Origin of the sequence: Streptomyces sp. NPDC049970, from assembly GCF_040660235.1 — a bacterium.
In the GTDB taxonomy this organism is placed as follows: Bacteria; Actinomycetota; Actinomycetes; order Streptomycetales; family Streptomycetaceae; genus Streptomyces.
On record NZ_JBFALP010000005.1, the window covers coordinates 1 to 18,708 of the forward strand.

17 protein-coding genes are annotated in these 18,708 nt (G+C 72.6%); 5 read left to right on the top strand and 12 right to left on the bottom strand.

All coding sequences use genetic code 11. The features are described from left to right. Positions 1-389: 389 nt before the first annotated feature. Entirely contained in the window at positions 390-1,382 is a 993-nt protein-coding gene (locus AB0I83_RS11170) for a helix-turn-helix domain-containing protein (protein ID WP_363304399.1), read from the bottom strand. Between the two features lie 74 nt (positions 1,383-1,456). Here AB0I83_RS11170 and AB0I83_RS11175 point away from each other — a divergent pair, with 74 nt between their 5' ends. Further along, positions 1,457-2,041: a cysteine hydrolase family protein gene (locus tag AB0I83_RS11175; protein WP_363304400.1), complete on the top strand. Its 585-nt coding sequence runs from the start codon at positions 1,457-1,459 to the stop codon at positions 2,039-2,041. Between the two features lie 4 nt (positions 2,042-2,045). On the opposite strand, the gene proC is transcribed toward AB0I83_RS11175, so the two are convergent. The 6 genes from proC to AB0I83_RS11205 all read right to left on the bottom strand — a co-directional run bounded on the left by proC (position 2,046) and on the right by AB0I83_RS11205 (position 6,247). Further along, on the bottom strand, positions 2,046-2,855 hold the full coding sequence (gene proC, locus AB0I83_RS11180) for a pyrroline-5-carboxylate reductase (protein ID WP_356532512.1): 810 nt from the start codon (positions 2,853-2,855) through the stop codon (positions 2,046-2,048). Between the two features lie 65 nt (positions 2,856-2,920). Then, a complete protein-coding gene (locus tag AB0I83_RS11185) occupies positions 2,921-3,679 on the bottom strand; it encodes an ABC transporter permease (RefSeq protein WP_363304401.1) in 759 nt (252 codons plus the stop codon). Beyond that, positions 3,676-4,458, bottom strand: a complete 783-nt coding sequence (locus AB0I83_RS11190) for an ABC transporter ATP-binding protein (RefSeq protein WP_356841996.1) — start codon at positions 4,456-4,458, stop codon at positions 3,676-3,678. Before AB0I83_RS11190 ends, AB0I83_RS11185 begins: the two co-directional genes overlap by 4 nt. Positions 4,459-4,521: 63 nt before the next feature. Beyond that, positions 4,522-5,292, bottom strand: a complete 771-nt coding sequence (locus AB0I83_RS11195) for a methyltransferase domain-containing protein (protein ID WP_356532509.1) — start codon at positions 5,290-5,292, stop codon at positions 4,522-4,524. 48 nt (positions 5,293-5,340) lie between these two features. Then, positions 5,341-5,886: a hypothetical protein gene (locus AB0I83_RS11200; protein ID WP_363304402.1), complete on the bottom strand. Its 546-nt coding sequence runs from the start codon at positions 5,884-5,886 to the stop codon at positions 5,341-5,343. Positions 5,887-5,920: 34 nt separating this feature from the next. Further along, the gene (locus AB0I83_RS11205; RefSeq protein ID WP_363304403.1) at positions 5,921-6,247 is read right to left on the bottom strand and encodes an SH3 domain-containing protein; all 327 of its coding nucleotides are present in this window, start codon (positions 6,245-6,247) and stop codon (positions 5,921-5,923) included. A 124-nt stretch (positions 6,248-6,371) separates the two neighbouring features. On the opposite strand from AB0I83_RS11205, the gene AB0I83_RS11210 reads away from it, so the two are divergent. Then, positions 6,372-8,528, top strand: a complete 2,157-nt coding sequence (locus AB0I83_RS11210) for a serine/threonine-protein kinase (RefSeq protein ID WP_363304404.1) — start codon at positions 6,372-6,374, stop codon at positions 8,526-8,528. A 34-nt stretch (positions 8,529-8,562) separates the two neighbouring features. On the opposite strand, the gene ilvD is transcribed toward AB0I83_RS11210, so the two are convergent. From ilvD to AB0I83_RS11230, 4 genes are all read right to left on the bottom strand, one after another. Further along, positions 8,563-10,413 (bottom strand): dihydroxy-acid dehydratase, encoded by a 1,851-nt coding sequence (ilvD, locus tag AB0I83_RS11215; RefSeq protein ID WP_356841994.1) that lies wholly within the window; start codon positions 10,411-10,413, stop codon positions 8,563-8,565. Positions 10,414-10,637: 224 nt separating this feature from the next. After that, positions 10,638-11,261 carry a TetR family transcriptional regulator gene (locus AB0I83_RS11220; protein WP_356532504.1) on the bottom strand — a complete coding sequence of 208 codons (624 nt, stop codon included), beginning with the start codon at positions 11,259-11,261 and terminating at the stop codon, positions 10,638-10,640. Beyond that, positions 11,258-12,070, bottom strand: a complete 813-nt coding sequence (locus AB0I83_RS11225; protein ID WP_363304627.1) for a sugar phosphate isomerase/epimerase — start codon at positions 12,068-12,070, stop codon at positions 11,258-11,260. The genes AB0I83_RS11220 and AB0I83_RS11225 overlap by 4 nt, the downstream gene beginning before the upstream one ends. A 94-nt stretch (positions 12,071-12,164) precedes the next feature. Beyond that, positions 12,165-13,112, bottom strand: coding sequence for a Ppx/GppA phosphatase family protein (locus tag AB0I83_RS11230; protein ID WP_363304405.1), 948 nt, complete (start codon positions 13,110-13,112; stop codon positions 12,165-12,167). Between the two features lie 32 nt (positions 13,113-13,144). On the opposite strand from AB0I83_RS11230, the gene AB0I83_RS11235 reads away from it, so the two are divergent. Then, positions 13,145-13,987: a hypothetical protein gene (locus AB0I83_RS11235; RefSeq protein WP_363304406.1), complete on the top strand. Its 843-nt coding sequence runs from the start codon at positions 13,145-13,147 to the stop codon at positions 13,985-13,987. Between the two features lie 127 nt (positions 13,988-14,114). On the opposite strand, the gene AB0I83_RS11240 is transcribed toward AB0I83_RS11235, so the two are convergent. Beyond that, entirely contained in the window at positions 14,115-15,938 is a 1,824-nt protein-coding gene (locus AB0I83_RS11240; RefSeq protein ID WP_363304407.1) for a hypothetical protein, read from the bottom strand. Between the two features lie 135 nt (positions 15,939-16,073). On the opposite strand from AB0I83_RS11240, the gene radA reads away from it, so the two are divergent. Further along, positions 16,074-17,486, top strand: coding sequence for a DNA repair protein RadA (gene radA / locus AB0I83_RS11245; RefSeq protein WP_356532498.1), 1,413 nt, complete (start codon positions 16,074-16,076; stop codon positions 17,484-17,486). Between the two features lie 80 nt (positions 17,487-17,566). Continuing rightward, entirely contained in the window at positions 17,567-18,691 is a 1,125-nt protein-coding gene (gene disA, locus AB0I83_RS11250; RefSeq protein WP_356532496.1) for a DNA integrity scanning diadenylate cyclase DisA, read from the top strand. The last annotated feature ends 17 nt before the right edge of the window (positions 18,692-18,708 follow it).

Consider the following 18,708-nt stretch of genomic DNA (forward strand, 5'->3'; position numbering starts at 1 on the left):
TTCCGACTCTATCAGACTCTTTCGCGTCCGATTCCCGGCCGAAGCGGGTAATACTTGTTCCGCTTTCCAGTTCTTCGCTTTCGCGTTTCCCTTTCCGGCGAGTCCGACTCTATCAGATCCTTTCGGGCCTGATTCCCAGTCAGCGGGCTTTGCCTTCCCGGCCGTTGGGCCGTTCCGACGAGTGAGACATTAGCGGAATCCCGGGTCCCGACGCTAATCGGGGGTCCTTCGAACACTGATTCCTCATTTCGCACGTACGCACGCATAAGACGTCACGACAGATGTCGCTGTCTTGGTGTGGTCACTGCGGAATGGCTGTCCGGGGACCGACCGGGGTCGGCGCTCACGTCGGACAACTCGGAGGACACTACGGATCGGGTCGGGTCGTGTCAACCCCGCTCCTCGGCCTCCCCGTCGCGGAAGGCCAGCCTGTAGCCGCGCGGGCTGGTGGCCAGGTGCGTCGCGAAGTGCTGGCGCATCGTGATCTCGCTGCCGAATCCGGCGCGCCGGGCCACCTCGGGCAGCGCCAAGTCGGTTCGCTCCAGCAGCTTCTGGGCTGCGGCGACCCGCTGGGTGATCAGCCAGCGCATCGGCGTCGTACCGGTCGTCGCATGGAAGCGGCGGGCGAAGGTGCGGGCCGACATGCCGGCGCGGGAGGCGAGCGCGGCCACCGTGTGAGGTTCCGCCAGACGGGTCAGCGCGTGGGCGCGGACCTCCGCCAGTGCGTCCGCGTCCCGGTCGGCGCGCGGCGTGGGGTGCTCGATGAACTGCGCCTGGGTTCCCGTGCGGAACGGCGCGGTGACCATCGAACGCGCGATCGTCGCCGCCGTCTCGGCCCCGTGCATCGTACGGACCAGATGCAGGCAGAGGTCGATCCCCGCCGCGGTGCCCGCCGACGTCCAGATGTTGTCGTCGTGGAGGAAGAGGGCGTCAGGTACGACGGTCACCTCGGGATGGGACCTCGCCAGCAGCGCGGTGAGGTCCCAGTGGGTGACAGCTCGGCGGCCGTCCAGGAGTCCGGCCTGGGCGAGCGTGAAGGCGCCGCCGCAGAGTGCGGCGATGGGGGTGCCCCGCGTGTGGGCGCGGCGGAGGGCTTCGAGAACCGCTTCCGGCGCCGGCGTCACATGGTCGTCGAGGCCGGGAACCACGATCAGGTCCGCTCGTGCGAGCCAGGCCGGTGTGCGGTCGGGGCTGAGGGAGAGGCCACCGCGCAGTTGTACGGCCGCGGGCCCCTCCGCCACCCGGCGCAGCTCGAAGGCGGGTACGCCTCGGTCGGTGCGGTCGACGCCCCAGACCTCCGTGATGACCGACACGTCGAAGGCGCGGACGCCGGGGAACGCCATCAGGGCGATACGGCCAGGGCGGTTCGGGGGGTCGGTCATCGTGGCAGTAAAGCATCGATCGATGACTTTCGTGCCTCTGGGAGCGGGCCGCCGCCGCGAGGAGAGTGGTGGGCATGGAGATCGCGGAGAACGCAGCACTGGTGGTCGTCGACGTACAGAGGGGATTCGAGGAGGAGGACTACTGGGGGCCGCGGGACAACCCGGAGGCCGACCGGAACATCGCGCGGCTCGTCGATGCCTGGCAGGCGAGCGGCCGGCCCGTCGTGTTCGTGCGCCACGACTCGGCCCAGCCGGACTCGCCGCTGCGCACGGGTTACGAGGGCAACGCGTTCAAGGAGTACGTCGAGGAGCGGCGCGGGAAGGGCCGGGGGCCGGAACTGTTCCTGACGAAGGCGGTCAACTCCGCCTTCTACGGCAGTCCCGATCTGGATGCCTGGCTTCGGGCGTCCGGGGTGCGGCAGATCGTGGTGGCCGGCATCCAGACCAACATGTGCGCGGAGACGACGGCGCGCATGGGCGGCAATCTGGGCTACGAGGTGTTCTTCGCCCTCGACGCGACGTACACCTTCGACGCGGTGGGGCCGTGGGGCTGGACGCTGAGCGCGCGGGAGTTGTCGCGTGCCACCGCCGTGACCCTGCACGGCGGTGGGTTCGCGAGTGTGGTGCGCAGCGAGGAGCTGCTGGCCGCGGTGGGGTAGCCGGTCAGCCGTTGCCCGTGGCGAGCTCGCGGCTGCGGTCGCGGGCGGCTTCGAGCGCGGCGATGAGGGCCGCCCGTACGCCGTGGTTCTCCAGTTCGCGGATGGCGCTGATGGTGGTGCCGGCCGGACTGGTGACGGCCTCCCGGAGCTTGACCGGGTGTTCGCCGCTGTCCCGGAGCATCACCGCCGCGCCGATGGCGGCCTGCACGATCAGGTCGTGGGCCTGGGCGCGGGGCAGGCCGAGCAGGATGCCGGCGTCGGTCATCGCCTCGACGAGGAAGTAGAAGTACGCGGGTCCCGAGCCGGAGAGCGCGGTGGCGGCGTCCTGCTGGGACTCGGGGACGCGGAGGGTCTTGCCCACGCCGCCGAAGATGGCTTCGGCGTGTCCGAGGTGCTCGGAGGTGGCGTGGCGGCCCGCGGAGATGACGGACATGCCCTCGTCCACCAGGACGGGGGTGTTCGGCATGACGCGCACGACCGGGGTGCCTTCGGCGAGGCTGTCCTCGATGAACCCGGTCGTGATGCCCGCAGCGGCGCTGATGACGAGGCGGTCGGCGGTGAGGTGGGGCGCGAGCTCGGCCAGGAGCGTCCCCATGTCCTGGGGCTTGACCGCGAGGATGAGGATGTCGGCGTTCTTGGCGGCCTCGGCGTTGGAGACCGCCTCGACGCCGTAACGGGTGCGGAGCTTCTCGGCGCGCTCGGGGCGCCTGGTGGTCACCAGCAGGTCCGCGGCCCGCCAGCCGGCCCGGATCATGCCGCTGAGCAGGGCCTCGCCGATCTTCCCTGTGCCGAGGACTGCGACTGTCTGGGTCATGCGGTTCATCCTCCGGGTGGCGGTGCGCGGTACGCGTCGTGACTCGCCATCCTCGCACCGCGCCCTCAGACGGTGCGGCGGCGGAGGGTGGCCGCGCCGAGGCAGAGGACGAGCAGGGCGCTGCCCGCGACGATCAGGATGTCGCGGTAGAAGTCGGCCGTGATGTCGGTGTGCGCGAGGACCTGGTTCATGCCGTCGACGGCGTACGACATCGGCAGCACGTCGGAGACGGCTTCGAGGGCGGGGTGCATCCGGTCGCGCGGGGTGAACAGTCCGCACAGGAGCAGCTGGGGGAAGATCACGGCCGGCATGAACTGGACCGCCTGGAACTCGGAAGCGGCGAACGCCGATACGAAGAGTCCGAGCGCGGTGCCCAGAAGCGCGTCGAGCAGCGCGACCAGGAGCAGGAGCCAGGGCGATCCGACCACGTCGAGCCCGAGGACCCAGAGGGACATCGCGGTGGCCAGGAGGGACTGGGCGACCGCGACGGCACCGAAGGCCAGGGCGTATCCGGCGATCAGGTCGGCCTTGCCGAGGGGCATGGCGAGGAGGCGTTCGAGGGTTCCCGAGGTGCGTTCGCGGAGGGTGGCGATCGAGGTTACCAGGAACATCGTGATCAGCGGGAAGATGCCCAGGAGCGAGGCGCCGACGGAGTCGAAGGTCCGGGGGTCGGCGTCGAAGACGTAGCGCAGCAGCGTGATCATCAGGACCGGGACGACCAGCAGCAGCGCGATCGTGCGGGGGTCGTGGCGGAGCTGGCGCAGGACACGTGCGGCGGTGGCCAGGGTCCTGGCCGGTGTGAGTACGGGGGCGTCGGTGCTCATCGGGCGGTCTCCTGGCGGGTGTCGGCGGCCTGGTCCACCAGGTGGAGGAACGCCTCCTCGACGGTGGCGGAGCCCGTCGAGGTGCGGAGGGTGTCGGGGGTGTCGTCGGCGAGGATCGCGCCGTCGCGCATCAGCAGCAGCCGGTGGCAGCGCTCGGCCTCGTCCATGACGTGCGAGGAGACGAGGACGGTGGTGCCGCGTTCGGCGGCGAGGGTGTGGAAGAGGTTCCACAGGTCGCGGCGGAGTACGGGGTCGAGGCCGACGGTCGGCTCGTCGAGCACCAGGAGCTCGGGGGTGCCGAGCAGGGCGACCGCGAGGGACACGCGGCTGAGCTGCCCGCCGGAGAGCTCGCCCGCGAGCGCGTCGGCGCGGCCGGCGAGATCCACGTCGCCGATGGCGCGGGTGACGGTGTCCTCGCGTGCGGCGCGGTGTCTGTGGCCCGGCCGGAGCACGGCCGCGAAGTAGTCGAGGTTCTGCCGGACGGTGAGGTCCGTGTAGACCGAGGGGGCCTGGGTGACGTAGCCGACGCGCGGTCGAAGGGCCGGGTGCCCGGCCGGACGGCCGAGGACGTCCAGCGTTCCCGTGGCCTTGGCCTGGGTTCCGACGACGGCGCGCATGAGGGTGGACTTTCCGCAGCCCGACGGTCCGAGTAGACCGGTGATCCGGCCCGGCTCGATGGTGAAGTCGAGGCCGTGCAGGACGGTTCGGTCTCCTCGGACGACGGTGAGGGCACGGGCCTCGACGGCGTTCGTGTCCACGGTGGGCGTGGAATTCATCATGTGATGAATATTGATCCCGACGAAGCGGCCCGTCAAGGGATGCGGCCGTGCCGGCCGGAGGATTCAGCGGACCAGCACACCGAGTTCGACGACGTAGCGCTCCTCGACCGTGCCGTCGGGGAACACGGCGGCCAGACGGCGGCGCTCCTCGTCCATGAACCGGCGGGTGGCGGCCTCACCGGCGGTGCCGAGCACAAGGAAGGCGGAGTGGCTGGAGAGGTTGGCGAGGTGCGTGTCGACCGGCACGGTCCGGGACCAGGGCAGCAGTCGCCGCGCGAACTCTCCGCCCGACGAGTGCGCGAGGTTCCGCGAACCGGCCCCACCCGGGGTGCCGTGGGTGCTGTCGCCCACGCCGAAGTGACGGCGCAGCCGCTCGCCCTGGTCCACGACCCAGGGGACGGAGTGGTCGGAGACGTTCCACCAGAGCGCGAGAGTGCCGCCGGGGCGGAGGACGCGCAGGGCCTCGGGGAGGGCGCGGGCCGGGTCGGTCCAGTGCCAGGACTGGGCGTAGGTGATCAGATCGGCCGACCCGGTGGCCAGCGGGAGGCGGTTGCCGTCACCCCGGACTACCGGTACCGACGGCAGCGACCGGCGCAGCTCGGCCGCCATGCCGGGGCCGGGCTCGACGGCGGTGACCAGGGCTCCGCGGGCGTGCAGCCGACGGGTCGCGATGCCCGTTCCCGCGCCGACGTCGACGGTGCGGGAACCGCTCAGGGGACGGCCGGCCAACTCCTCGACGGTGTCCAGGAGGGCGGGCGGGTATCCGGGGCGCGCCGCCGCGTAGAGGGCGGCGGCGCTGTCGAACGAAAGGGCGCGGGGCACGGTTGCGGACATGGGTCCATCGTGCGCGCGCTCCCGGGTGCGCGGGGCGGTTCCGCCGGGTCACCCGCGCCCGGGGCGCCTGCCCTTGGTCTTCGCGCGGGCCGCGGGGTTGCCGGTCCGGGACGAGCGGCGCTTCCTGTACTGGGCGAGCGCCGTCTCGTACTCCGTACGCCGCAGCCTCTCGCCCGGTGCCTCGCGGAAGGAGCGGAGGAAGTAGGCAAGCAGCGAGCCGATGAAGCCGATCGACTTGAGGCCGCGCAGCCTGTCCTCGTGGGACGCGTCGGCGGGCCGGCGGACGAACCCGTCCCAGGTCTTGCGGAAGGCGATGGCGCTGCAGACCGCGAACATCAGCACCACCATCATGCCGACGAGGCCGCCTACCTCGGCGATCTCCAAGCCCTGGTAGGCGAAGCGGAGCACGAAGCACGAGGCGACCGCCGCCGCGAGCGAACCGACCGTGACACCCGCCCGCCGCAGCCCGTAACCGCCGTCGTGGTCGACCCAGGTCGTACCGAAGAAACGGAGGGGTTCGGGCCGCGGCCCTGGCGCGGTGCCGCCCGAGGGCGCGGCGGAGGACGTTCCGGGGGCTTCGCTGTTCTCGCTCACGGAATCGATTGTCCCAGGACGCGCGCCGGTCACGTCAGTCGCAGCGCTGTGCGATGTAGCCGTCACTGCCCGTCTTGACGTAGGCGTCCGCCACGAACTGGCCGTTGGCGATGTTGTCCCAGAGGTTCGACGTGCCGTACGGGCCGGACACCCACTCGCCCGGCTTCTGGCAGTAGACCGGGACGCTCATGCCGTACGGCAGCGTCCGGACGATCCCGTACTGCGTGCCGGGCCCCCTGCGGACGTTGACGCGGTAGCCGGGAGCGATCGGGTAGACGACGGGGGCCGCCGCGAGAGCAGTCGCCTCGGCGCCGCCCTCCGCCTCGTCCGCCGTGGTTCCGGTGTTCTCTCCAACGCCCATGAAGGCCTCCCCCGTTGAGATGCGAATACGACGACGCGCAGGCTAACAAGCCCCACGCCTCTCGCACGCACCATCGACTAGGCTCCGTGCGTCGCGCACGCGCACGAACACACGGGGGTGGGCGATGCCGCCGCTGCGAGGGACCGGATCACATCCGGAGGCGGAGCATCCTGAGTACGCCGGGCGGTACCGGCTCCAGGCATGCCTCGGCTCGGGCGGCATGGGTGTGGTGCACCTGGCGCGCTCCCAGTCCGGGCTCCAGCTGGCCGTCAAGGTCGTGCACCGCCAACACGCCGCGGATCCGGAGTTCAGGGCCCGCTTCCGGCAGGAGGTGGCTGCGGCCCGCCGGGTCAGCGGGGCGTTCACCGCACCGGTCGTCGACGCGGACCCGGCCGCGGCGCTGCCCTGGATGGCCACCCTGTACGTGCCCGGCCCGACGCTCTCCGCGCAGGTCAGGCGGAACGGCCCGATGAGCCCGGCGGAACTGCGCAGGCTCACGGCGGGACTCGCCGAGGCGCTCCGCGACATCCACCGGGCGGGCGTCATCCACCGGGACCTCAAGCCGAGCAACGTGCTGCTCCCCGACTCCGGGCCCAAGGTCATCGACTTCGGGATCTCCCGGCCCTACGACAGTGATCTGCGCACCGAGACGGGCAAGCTGATCGGCTCGCCGCCGTACATGGCGCCCGAGCAGTTCCAGCGGCCCCGCGAGGTCGGGCCCGCCGCGGACGTGTTCGCGCTGGGTGCGGTGCTGGTGCACGCGGCGACCGGCCGGGGGCCGTTCGACTCCGGCAGCCCCTACGTCGTCGCCTACCAGGTGGTGCACGACGAGGCCGATCTGGCGGGGGTGCCGGCTGACCTCGCTCCGCTGGTGGGCAGGTGCCTGGCGAAGGACCCCGCGGAGCGTCCCACTCCGGACGAGATCATGGCGGCGCTGCACCCTCCGTCGTACGAGGCCGCGGCCTTCATACCCGCGCAGCGGCGGCCGGTCGCCCCGAGAGCGACGGACGCCGACGCGGAGGCGGGAGGTTCCGACGACGGGACCACGCATGTGCGCTCCGCCGACGGGCCCGTGCCCGTGGCTCCGGGGAAGGGCAGGCGGGCCGGTCTGCTGTCGGCGGCGGGCGCCGTGGTGCTCGCGCTGGCCGCCGGAGGCGTATGGGCGACCGGCGCGGGAGATGCGCCGGCGCCGAACGCCGCCGGGGACTCGGTGGCACAGGCACCGCCCGCCTTCGTGCCGTGGCGGACGGCACTGCCGTCGAAGGGCGGATCGACCCCGGCGTGCGCGCCCGCGGGTTCCGCGCTGTACTGCGCGGCCGCCGGTTACGGCACGGCCCGGCTGGACCCCGCGGACGGCCGGGTGGTCTGGTCGCACCGGGAGAGTTCGCCCGAGGCGCCCGGACTCGGCGCGGCGCCGGGCGGTCCCGCGTACACGGCCGCCCCGGGCGGTCCGCTCCGGTCGTACGCCGCCGACGGGGGCGCCCAGCTCTGGCGGGCGGATCTCTCCCGTTACCAGGACGTCCCCCTTCCGGCGGGCGCCACCCTGATGATGGTCGGGCAGGACGGCGCGGCGGAGGGGCTCGACGCGGCGACGGGCACGTCCCGCTGGCGGCACTCCCTGCCGGGTCACGAGCGGCCCGCCTTCGCGCTGTACGACGCGGCGACAGGGCTGGCGTACGCCTTCGAGCACGCGGCGGACGGGTCCACCACACTCGTCACGGCGGTCTCGGCGCGGGACGGGCGGACGGCGTGGCGGCACCGGCTGGACGGCGCCCTCACCCCGGCCGGAGTGTCCGCCGGGGAGCTCGTGCTGACCTCCATGAACACGGACGCCCAGGTCACCGGGCTCGTCCGTCACGACCCGGGGCGGGGAAGCGCCGTGCGGGTGCCGCTGCCCTTCCGGATGAACGGGCCGGAGGTCGTGGTGGCCGGGGAGACCGCGTATCTGCTGGAGCGCGGCGGGACCCTGCTGGCCGTCGATGTCCGGCCGGGCGGCGGTGAGGCGGAGCGGTGGCGGCTGGAGACGGCTGTCGGGCTGACCTCGGCGCCGGTGCTCGGGACGGGGAACCGGCTGTACTTCTCTGCGGCCGACGGGCGGCTGCTCGCCGTGGACACGCGGCGCGGCACGCTGGTGGGCCAGACACGGCCGCGGCTGAGGGAAGGGAAGCTCGGCCTCGCCTCTTCGCTGCCCGCCCCCGTCGTCCTCGGCCGGAGCGTCGTGGCGACAGCCCCGGACGGGTCCGTCTTCGCCGTGGAAGCGGACGACCCCGCCCACTGGTGACACCAGGGACGGGGCCGGACACGAACGCCGCGGGTCAGCCGAGCTTGGTCACGTCGCGGACCGCGCCCCGGTCCGCGCTCGTCGCCATCGCCGCGTAGGCCCGCAGGGCCGCCGAGACCTTGCGGTCACGGTTCTTCGGCGCGTACACGCCGTTCAGCGCCTCGCGCCGGGTGGCGAGCTCGGCGTCGGGGACGAGGAGCTCGATCGAGCGGTTCGGGATGTCGATCCGGATCCGGTCGCCGTCCTCGACGAGCGCGATCGTGCCGCCGGACGCGGCCTCGGGCGACGCGTGGCCGATGGACAGGCCCGACGTACCGCCGGAGAAGCGGCCGTCGGTGACGAGGGCGCAGCTCTTGCCGAGGCCGCGCCCCTTGAGGAAGGACGTCGGATAGAGCATCTCCTGCATACCGGGGCCACCGCGCGGGCCCTCGTAGCGGATGACGACGACGTCGCCCTCCTTGATCTCCTTGCGGAGGATCTTGTCGACGGCGTCCTCCTGCGACTCGCAGACGACGGCCGGGCCCTCGAAGGTCCAGATGGACTCGTCGACGCCCGCCGTCTTCACGACACAGCCGTCCACGGCGAGGTTGCCCTTGAGGACCGCGAGTCCGCCGTCCTTGGAGTACGCGTGCTCCAGGTCGCGGATGCAGCCGCCGGCCGCGTCCAGGTCGAGGGTGTCCCAGCGCTCGGACTGCGAGAAGGCGGTCGCCGAGCGGACGCAGCCGGGGGCCGCGTGCCAGAGCTCGACGGCCTCGGCCGACGGGGAACCGCCGCGGACGTCCCAGGTCTTGAGCCACTCGGCGAGGGTGTCGGAGTGGACCGAGTGCACGTCCTCGTTGAGCAGCCCCGCACGGTAGAGCTCGCCGAGGAGGGCGGGGATGCCGCCCGCCCGGTGGACGTCCTCCATGTAGTACGTGCCGCCGGGGGCGACGTTGGGGGCGACCTTCGAGAGACAGGGGACGCGGCGCGAGACCTCGTTGATGTCGTCGAGGGTGTAGCGGAGCTCGGCCTCCTCCGCGGCGGCGAGCAGGTGCAGGATCGTGTTGGTCGAGCCGCCCATCGCGATGTCGAGCGCCATGGCGTTGTCGAACGCGGCGCGGGTGCCGATGGCACGCGGCAGGACGGTCTCGTCGTCCTGCTCGTAGTAGCGCTTGGTGATCTCGACGACCGTGCGGCCCGCGTTCTCGTACAGCGCCTTGCGCGACGTGTGTGTGGCGAGGACGGAGCCGTTCCCGGGGAGGGAGAGGCCGAGGACCTCGGTCAGGCAGTTCATCGAGTTGGCGGTGAACATGCCGGAGCAGCTGCCGCAGGTGGGGCAGGCGTTCTCCTCGATGCGGAGGATGTCCTCGTCGGAGATGCTCTCGTCGACCGCGTCGCTGATCGCGTTGACCAGGTCGAGCTTGCGGACCGTGCCGTCGACGAGGGTGGCCTTCCCGGCCTCCATCGGACCGCCTGAGACGAACACCGTGGGGATGTTGAGGCGCATCGCGGCCATCAGCATGCCGGGGGTGATCTTGTCGCAGTTCGAGATGCAGATCAGGGCGTCGGCGCAGTGCGCCTCGACCATGTACTCGACGCTGTCCGCGATGAGGTCGCGGGAGGGCAGGCTGTAGAGCATGCCGCCGTGTCCCATGGCGATGCCGTCGTCCACCGCGATGGTGTTGAACTCACGGGGGACCGCGCCGGCCGCCTTGATCGCCTCGGAGACGATCCGGCCGACGGGGGCGAGGTGGGTGTGACCGGGCACGAACTCGGTGAAGGAGTTGGCCACCGCGATGATCGGCTTGCCAATGTCCTCACTGGCTACGCCGGACGCCCGCATAAGGGCGCGGGCGCCCGCCATGTTGCGACCGTGGGTGACCGTGCGGGACCTCAGCTGTGGCATCGTCGCTCGCTCCTTCAAGACAGAAAAGACTGCCTACGAGCGTACGCCTCCCGTGCCAAGATCTGGACACCCCGTCCGATATGCGGGACGGGATGCTCAGTGGGCGGGCAGCCGCGGTGATCGCTGGGCGGGCGGTACGGAGCCCGGCCGACCCGCGCCCGGTCGGCGGGCGGCCGGGTCCGAAGCCCGGCCTGCCCCCGCCCGGTCGCACGGCCGGGCGCACGTCACCCGTCGCACAGGTACCGCTGGAGCGTGGGGGCGACCATCGCGACGATCTTCTCCGGATCGGCCGACGCCAGCGGCTCCGCCTGGATCACGTACCGCAGGATCGCGATACCGATCATGTGGGAGGCGGCGAGTTCCGCGCGGAAGGTCGGGTCGGGCACGTCCAGGTCCGCCGCGATCCGCTCCAGCAGCCGGCGCAGCACGAAGCCGCGCAGCACCTTCGCCGCCGCCTCGTGCGTCAGCGCCGAGCGCAGGATCGCCAGCAGCGGCGCCCGGGACACCGGGTTCTCCCATACGCCGATGAAGTACCGGGCCAGCCGCTCCCCGACGTCCTGCGAGGGGCCGCCGAGGATATCGGGGATGACCAGCGCGGGCTCGAAGGAGAGCTCGATCGCCGCGGCGAACACCTCGTCCTTCGTACCGAAGTAGTGGTGCACCAGGGCCGCGTCGACGTCGGCCGCCTTGGCGATGCCGCGCATCGACGCCTTGTCGTAGCCGCGTTCGGCGAACTCCGCGCGGGCCGCCTCCAGGATCCGGGTCCTGGCGTCGGGGCCCTCGGCGCGCGCCGTGCGGGCGGGGCGCCCCCTGCGCCGGGGGGCCGGGCCGTCCGCGCCGGGCGTCACGGGCGGGGCGCCCGGGCCGACGACGCGAGGTGGAGCCGGGTGAAGGCGAGCGCCTCGGCGAGGTCGGCCTCGCGTTCGGCCGACGACATGGCGCGGCGGGTGTTCACCTCGATGACCACATGGCCCTCGAAACCGGTACGGGCCAGCCGCTCCAGCAGCTCCGCGCACGGCTGGTCGCCCCGGCCCGGCACCAGGTGCTCGTCCTTGTTGGACCCCTTGCCGTCGGCGAGGTGGACGTGGGCCAGCCGGTCGCCCATCCGGTCGACCATGGCCAGGCTGTCGGTGCGCGCGGTCGCGGTGTGCGAGAGGTCCACGGTGAAGTGCCGGTAGTCGTCGTTGCTGACGTCCCAGGCAGGGGCGTACGCGAGCATCTCCCGGTCGCGGTAGCGCCACGGGTACATGTTCTCGACGGCGAACCGCACGTCGGTCTCGTCCGCCATGCGCCAGATTCCGGTGACGAAGTCGCGGGCGTAGTTGCGCTGCCAACGGAACGGCGGGTGCACGACCACCGCCGACGCCCCGAGCTTCTCCGCCGCGGCCCTGGCCCGCTGGAGCTTCACCCACGGGTCGGTGGACCACACGCGCTGGGTGATCAGCAGACAGGGCGCGTGCACGGCGAGGATCGGCACCTGGTGGTAGTCGGACAGGCGCTTCAGCGCATCGGTGTCCTGGCTGACGGGGTCGGTCCAGACCATGACCTCGACACCGTCGTAGCCCAGGCGCGCGGCGATCTCGAAGGCCGTCGCCGTCGACTCCGGATAGACGGAGGCCGTCGACAGGGCGACCTTCGCATCCGGGATGCGCACCACTGGTTCTGCCACGTGGACAGGGTACGGGCAGCGGTACACGTCTTCGATGGAGCCCGGCTGAAAGTGAGAAGGACCATGACCGGCGGCGACACCGTCAGGCCAGGGCCGCCTGCGCCGTCGGCAGGTGGTCCAGTCGGCGCAGGATGACCCCCTCGCGCAGCGCCCAGGGGCAGATCTCCAGCTCCTCGACGCCGAAGAGGTCCATCGCCCCCTCGGCGACCAACGCCCCCGCCAGCAGCTGGGCGGCGCGCCCCTCGGTGACCCCGGGCAGCCTCCCCCGCTGCTCGACGGTCATCGTCGTCAGCTTCGGCACCCACTCCTCCAGCGCCTTACGGGTGAGGACGCGCTGCACGTACAGCCCCTCGGCGGAACGCGCGGCGCCCGCGATCCTGGCGAGCTGCCGGAACGTCTTGGAGGTCCCGACGACGTGGTCGGGCGGCCCCAGCCTGGTGAACTCGCCGACCGTACGGGCGATACCGGCGCGGACGTGCCGGCGCAGCGCCCGTACGTCGGCCGGGTCCGGCGGATCACCCGGCAGCCGGGCCGCCGTGAGGCGCCCGGCGCCGAAGGGCAGCGAGACCGCGGCGTCGGGCTCCTCGTCCATGCCGAAGCCGACCTCCAGCGAACCGCCGCCGATGTCCAGGACCAGCAGCTTCCCCGCGGACCAGCCGAACCAGCGGCGGGCGGCCAGGAAGGTCAGCCGGGCCTCCTCCTCACCGCTCAGGACGGCGAGGGCCACCCCGGTCTCGTCCCGCACCCGGGCCAGCACCTGGTCGGCGTTTCCGGCCTCGCGCACGGCGGAGGTGGCGAAGGCCAGCACGTCCTCGCAGCCCTTGTCCTCGGCGGCCTGGAGGGCGTCGGCGACCGTCGCCACCAGGCGGTCCACACCCTCGGGGCCGATCGCCCCGTCCGCGTCGAGGAGTTCGGCGAGCCGCAGCTCCGCCTTGTGCGAGTGCGCGGGCAGCGGGCGCGCACCGGGGTGTGCGTCGACGACCAGCAGATGCACTGTGTTCGACCCCACGTCGAGGACTCCGAGTCTCATACCGGAACGCTACTGCGGCTTACTCTGGGCGGGTGCCAAAGACGAAAAACGCGAAGCCGGACAAAGCCACGAAGAAGCAGCGGGAATCGACGCGGGAGATGGGGCAGCCGGAAGCGACCGGGCCCGACGGGCCCGACGAGAAGGAGCTCGACTTCGCGCGGGCCTGGGTCGAGTTCCCCGACCCCTCCGACGACGAGCAGATCTACCGCTGCGACCTGACCTGGCTCACGTCCAGGTGGAACTGCGTCTTCGGCAGCGGCTGCCAGGGCATCCAGGCGGGCCGCGCGGACGACGGGTGCTGCACACTGGGCGCCCACTTCTCCGACAAGGACGACGAGAAGCGGGTGGCCGGGCACGTCGCACGGCTCACACCGGACATCTGGCAGTTCCACGACGTCGGGACGAAGACCGGATGGGTCGGCGTCGACGAGGACGGCGAGCGCCAGACGCGTCGCTGGGAGGGATCCTGCGTCTTCCAGAACAGGCCGGGGTTCGCGGGTGGCGCCGGCTGCTCGCTGCACATCCTGGCCCTGCGGGAGGGCAAGGAGCCGCTGGAGACCAAGCCCGACGTCTGCTGGCAGCTTCCGGTCCGCCGCACGTACGACTGGATCGAGCGGCCCGACGACACCCGCGTGCTCCAGATCTCGATCGGGGAGTACGACCGCCGCGGCTGGGGCCCCGGCGGCCACGATCTGCACTGGTGGTGCACGTCGGCGACCTCCGCGCACGGTGCGGGGGACCCGGTCTACGTGTCCTACCGGCCCGAGCTCACCGAGATGATGGGCGAGGAGGCGTACGACCGGCTGGCCGAGCTGTGCGAGCAGCGGCTGGCGTCGCTGCTCCCGATGGCCCCCCACCCGGCCGATCCGGCCTGAGGCCGTCCGCCCGGCCCGGTGCGGCCCGGCGGGGTGGCGGCCCGGCGCCCGTCCGCTCCGGCGGAGGCGGCCCGGTACGCGGCGCGTGCACGTCGCGCCGGGTGCCGGGCCTTCGTCGTGCGCGGGGTCAGCCCGCCGGTTCCGGCGATCCACCCGCGGACGCCGTGGGCGACGGAGGCTCGGGCGAGGGCTCCGGAGGGGTCGGCCCGCCGGTCGGTGACGGCGTCGGGTCGGGCGGGGTCGGCGTGTCCGTCGGTGAGGGAGTCGGGTCCGGCGACTGCGGGGGGTCCGGGGTCGGGTCCGGCGAGGGGGGCGGGGAGGACGGCGTGTGGCTCGGCGGCCCGGTGGTCGGGTCCTGCGACGGGGAGGGGGTCCCGGGGTGCGGGGCCGCGGCGCCGTGACCGGTGATCGCGACGGCGGACCCCGAGGGGGCCAGCACGACACGGGTGGTCCAGCGGCCGCGCGGTTCGGCCGCCCGGTCCACGAACACGTGGAGGGTGACGCTCCGGCCGGGGGCGACCGTGCCCGAGGTACGGCTGAGGCGGAGCCAGCGGGCTTCCGTCCTGGCGGTCCAGGAGACCGCTTCCGCACCGGTCGCCGTCAGCGTGATCGTCGTACGGCCACCGGACGACCGGGCCGAGACGGTGAGCGGGCCCGGGGCGTCCGGTGAGGCCCCGACGCTGACGACCTCGGCCGAGACGTCCGGTCTGCGGGCCCCGTCGGTGAAGCGGTCGTCCCCGTCGGGACGGGCGTTTCCGGCGTTCTCGTAGTGGTCGTACGTCTCGTCCTCGGGGCCCGGCTCCACGTCCACGTCCGACGCGGTGACCGATGTGTCGCGGCCCTCCCCGGTCAGCGGCGCCCCCCGGTAGGCGGCCCACAGGGCGATCACTGGCGCGGCGACGACCGTCGCCACGACCGTCGTCGTCACGACCCGGGCGCGCAGCCGGTCCCTGCGGGCCGCGTGGTCCTTCGGGTCCAACGGGAAGCCGGTGCGGCCGAAGCGCGGGGCACCGGACCTGGAGCGCCGGGCGTGCGCCAGGGCGACGCGCACGGAGGGCCGGGGCGCCTCGACGACCGGCAGTACGGCGACCGGTGTGGCCGTCGTCCCGGGCCAGGGCCCGGCGGCACCGTCCCGTTCGGCGGCCTGCCGGCAGCGGGGGCAGTCGTCGACGTGCCGGACGAGCTCGCGGCGCAGCGCGGCGGAGAGCAGCACGTGGTGGGTGCCGGTGAGCCGGGTGACGGCGGGGCAGTCGCCCCGCTCCACGACCGCGAGGGCGGCGCGGGTTCGCTCCACCTCGCAGGCCGCTCCGGCCAGGAGCTCCCGGGCGCTCCCGGGGGCGAGGCCGAGGACCGCGGCGACGGCGCGCGGGGCGAGACCGTGGCGTACGGCGAGCTCGAGCGCCTCGCGCTGCTCGGGGGTGGTGCCCGCGGCCTCCGGCCAGGCCAGCTGCGCGAGCTCCCGCCGGCGCGCCTCGGACGCCGGGGACTCCGCGGCGGAGCCGGGGGCGGCCGCATCCTCCGGGGAGGCGTGCGCGGCGGACTGGGCCGTCAGGCCCACCGGGGCGGGCTCGGGCTGCCGCCGGTGGGCCTGACGGCCCCGCCGCTGCTCGGTGAGCACGCGCAGGCACGTCCACCTGGCCAGGGCGTACAGCCAGGATTTACGTTCCTCCTCGGCCTCGGGGCAGCGGCCGTCCTGCCGTTCGGCGATCGCCAGGACGGAGCCCAGGGCATCGGTCGCCGCCTCGTGGTCGCAGAGGACGGAGAGACAGTAGGTGAACAGGCCGTCGAGGTACGGCTCGTGTCGTGCGGACGATCGCTGCGCCGGCGGATGGGCCGCGCGTCGGTGCGCCCGGTGTGCGCCGGTGGTGCGTACGGAGGTCTCCAGCCTGCTGCTCGTCACGTTGCGACCGTAGGCAGACAGGGGCGGTCCCTCGACAGAACTTTCCTGCATTTAATCCTTATGAGTGACGCTCTCACTCCAAAGGGGACAGGAATCCCGGATTCCCCCGGAACCGGTGCATCGGGCACGTGTTCGTCCACCGCTCCCACGGCCGGTGCTGTCGTACCTCACCTATACGGTGACGCCATGGCTGCCCGCACGAAATCCTCGAAGGACCGGCCGTCCTACCGCTGCACCGAGTGCGGCTGGACGACCGCCAAATGGCTCGGCCGCTGCCCGGAGTGCCAGGCCTGGGGGACGGTCGAGGAGTTCGGCGGCGCCCCCGCCGTCCGTACGACCGCGGCAGGCCGTGTCTCCACCGCCGCCGTGCCGATCGGCCAGGTCGACAGCCGGCAGGCCACGGCGCGCTCGACCGGGGTCGGCGAGCTGGACCGGGTGCTCGGCGGAGGACTCGTGCCCGGCGCCGTCGTGCTGCTCGCGGGCGAGCCGGGCGTCGGCAAGTCGACGCTCCTGCTGGACGTGGCGGCCAAGGCGGCGAGCGAAGACCACCGCACCCTGTACGTCACGGCGGAGGAGTCCGCGAGCCAGGTGCGGATGCGGGCCGACCGGATCCGGGCCATCAACGACCACCTGTACCTGGCCGCCGAGACCGACCTCTCCGCCGTGCTCGGGCACCTGGACGCGGTCAAGCCGTCCCTGCTCGTCCTCGACTCCGTGCAGACCGTCGCCTCGCCGGAGATCGACGGCGCGCCCGGCGGGATGGCGCAGGTCCGCGAGGTCGCGGGCGCGCTGATCCGGGCGTCCAAGGAACGCGGCATGTCGACACTCCTGGTCGGGCACGTCACCAAGGACGGCGCGATCGCCGGACCGCGGCTCCTGGAACACCTCGTCGACGTCGTGCTGTCCTTCGAGGGCGACCGGCACGCGCGCCTCCGGCTCGTGCGGGGTGTCAAGAACAGGTACGGAGCGACGGACGAGGTCGGCTGCTTCGAGCTGCACGACGAGGGGATCACCGGCCTCGCCGACCCGTCGGGGCTCTTCCTCACCCGGCGCGACGAGCCCGTGCCGGGCACCTGCCTCACGGTCACCCTGGAGGGCAAGCGCCCCCTGGTGGCCGAGGTGCAGGCGCTCACGGTCGACTCGCAGATCCCCTCGCCCCGGCGCACGACCTCGGGCCTGGAGACCTCCCGGGTCTCGATGATGCTGGCCGTACTGGAGCAGCGGGGCCGGATCAGCGCGCTCGGCAAGCGGGACATCTACAGCGCGACGGTGGGCGGCGTGAAGCTCACCGAACCCGCCGCGGACCTGGCGATCGCCCTGGCACTGGCCAGCGCGGCCAGCGACACACCGCTCCCGAAGAACCTGGTCGCGATCGGTGAGGTGGGGCTCGCCGGTGAGGTCAGAAGGGTGACGGGGGTCCAGCGCAGGCTGGCCGAGGCATACCGTCTGGGGTTCAAGCACGCCCTCGTCCCGAGGGACCCGGGGCAGGTACCGGCGGGCATGAAGGTCACGGAAGTCGCCGACATGGGGGACGCTCTCAGAGTGCTCCCCCGCCGGTCTCGCCCGGACGGACCACAGGACGACGGCGCACGCCGGTAGACTTTGCCCTGGTCTCGCCCGTCCGTACGAACGGCACGAGGGACCCTAGGGCACCGCAGACCTGTGACCGGAGGAGTGCAGTGGCAGCCAACGACCGGGCAGCAACGCCCGGAAAGTCCGGCCAAGGCACGGGGAACGAGGCGCTGATGCGCGCCTCGTTGAGCGCGGTCGCGCCCGGAATGGCCCTTCGTGACGGCCTCGAACGCATCCTCCGGGGCAACACCGGCGGACTGATCGTTCTCGGCATGGACAGAACCGTCGAATCCATGTGTACCGGCGGATTCGTCCTGGACGTGGAGTTCACCGCGACCCGCCTGCGCGAGCTGTGCAAGCTGGACGGCGCTCTGATCCTCGACAAGGACATGACCAAGATCCTTCGGGCCGGCGTCCAGCTGGTCCCGGACGCCTCCATCCACACCGACGAGACGGGCACCCGCCACCGCACGGCGGACCGCGTCTCCAAGGCGTGCGGGTTCCCCGTGGTGTCGGTCTCCCAGTCGATGCATCTGATCGCGCTGTACGTCCACGGGGAGCGGCGGGTCCTGGAGGAGTCCTCCGCGATCCTGTCCCGCGCCAACCAGGCACTGGCCACGCTGGAGCGGTACAAGCTCCGGCTGGACGAGGTGGCCGGGACGCTCTCCGCGCTGGAGATCGAGGACCTGGTCACCGTCAGGGACGTCACGGCGGTCTCGCAGCGGCTGGAGATGGTGCGCAGGATCGCCACCGAGATCGCCGAGTACGTCGTGGAGCTGGGCACCGACGGCCGCCTCCTCTCCCTCCAGCTGGACGAGTTGATCGCGGGCGTGGAACCGGAGCGGGAGCTCGTGGTGCGCGACTACGTGCCCGAACCGACCGCGAAGCGGTCCCGCACGGTCGCCGAGGCGGTGGCCGAGCTGGACACCCTCACCCACACCGAGCTGCTCGAACTTCCCGTGGTGGCACGGGCTCTGGGCTACAGCGGCTCGCCCGAGACGCTCGACTCGGCGGTCTCCCCGCGCGGCTACCGGCTGCTGGCGAAGGTGCCGCGGCTGCCCGGGACCATCATCGAGCGGCTCGTGGAGCACTTCGGTGGCCTGCAGAAACTGCTCGCCGCCAGCGTGGACGACCTCCAGACCGTCGACGGCGTCGGCGAGGCGAGGGCCCGGAGCGTGCGCGAGGGACTCTCGCGGCTGGCGGAGTCCTCGATCCTCGAACGGTACGTCTGAGGGGTCGACGGGGCGTT

Excerpts from the sequence above, each read along its gene's own strand:
- AB0I83_RS11170 (WP_363304399.1), bottom strand. The coding sequence starts at position 1,382 with ATGACCGACCCCCCGAACCGCCCTGGCCGTATCGCCCTGATGGCGTTC.
- AB0I83_RS11175 (WP_363304400.1), top strand. The coding sequence starts at position 1,457 with ATGGAGATCGCGGAGAACGCAGCACTGGTGGTCGTCGACGTACAGAGG.
- proC (WP_356532512.1), bottom strand. The coding sequence starts at position 2,855 with ATGACCCAGACAGTCGCAGTCCTCGGCACAGGGAAGATCGGCGAGGCC.
- AB0I83_RS11185 (WP_363304401.1), bottom strand. The coding sequence starts at position 3,679 with ATGAGCACCGACGCCCCCGTACTCACACCGGCCAGGACCCTGGCCACC.
- AB0I83_RS11190 (WP_356841996.1), bottom strand. The coding sequence starts at position 4,458 with ATGATGAATTCCACGCCCACCGTGGACACGAACGCCGTCGAGGCCCGT.
- AB0I83_RS11195 (WP_356532509.1), bottom strand. The coding sequence starts at position 5,292 with ATGTCCGCAACCGTGCCCCGCGCCCTTTCGTTCGACAGCGCCGCCGCC.
- AB0I83_RS11205 (WP_363304403.1), bottom strand. The coding sequence starts at position 6,247 with ATGGGCGTTGGAGAGAACACCGGAACCACGGCGGACGAGGCGGAGGGC.
- AB0I83_RS11210 (WP_363304404.1), top strand. The coding sequence starts at position 6,372 with ATGCCGCCGCTGCGAGGGACCGGATCACATCCGGAGGCGGAGCATCCT.
- ilvD (WP_356841994.1), bottom strand. The coding sequence starts at position 10,413 with ATGCCACAGCTGAGGTCCCGCACGGTCACCCACGGTCGCAACATGGCG.
- AB0I83_RS11230 (WP_363304405.1), bottom strand. The coding sequence starts at position 13,112 with ATGAGACTCGGAGTCCTCGACGTGGGGTCGAACACAGTGCATCTGCTG.
- AB0I83_RS11240 (WP_363304407.1), bottom strand. The coding sequence starts at position 15,938 with ATGCAGGAAAGTTCTGTCGAGGGACCGCCCCTGTCTGCCTACGGTCGC.
- radA (WP_356532498.1), top strand. The coding sequence starts at position 16,074 with ATGGCTGCCCGCACGAAATCCTCGAAGGACCGGCCGTCCTACCGCTGC.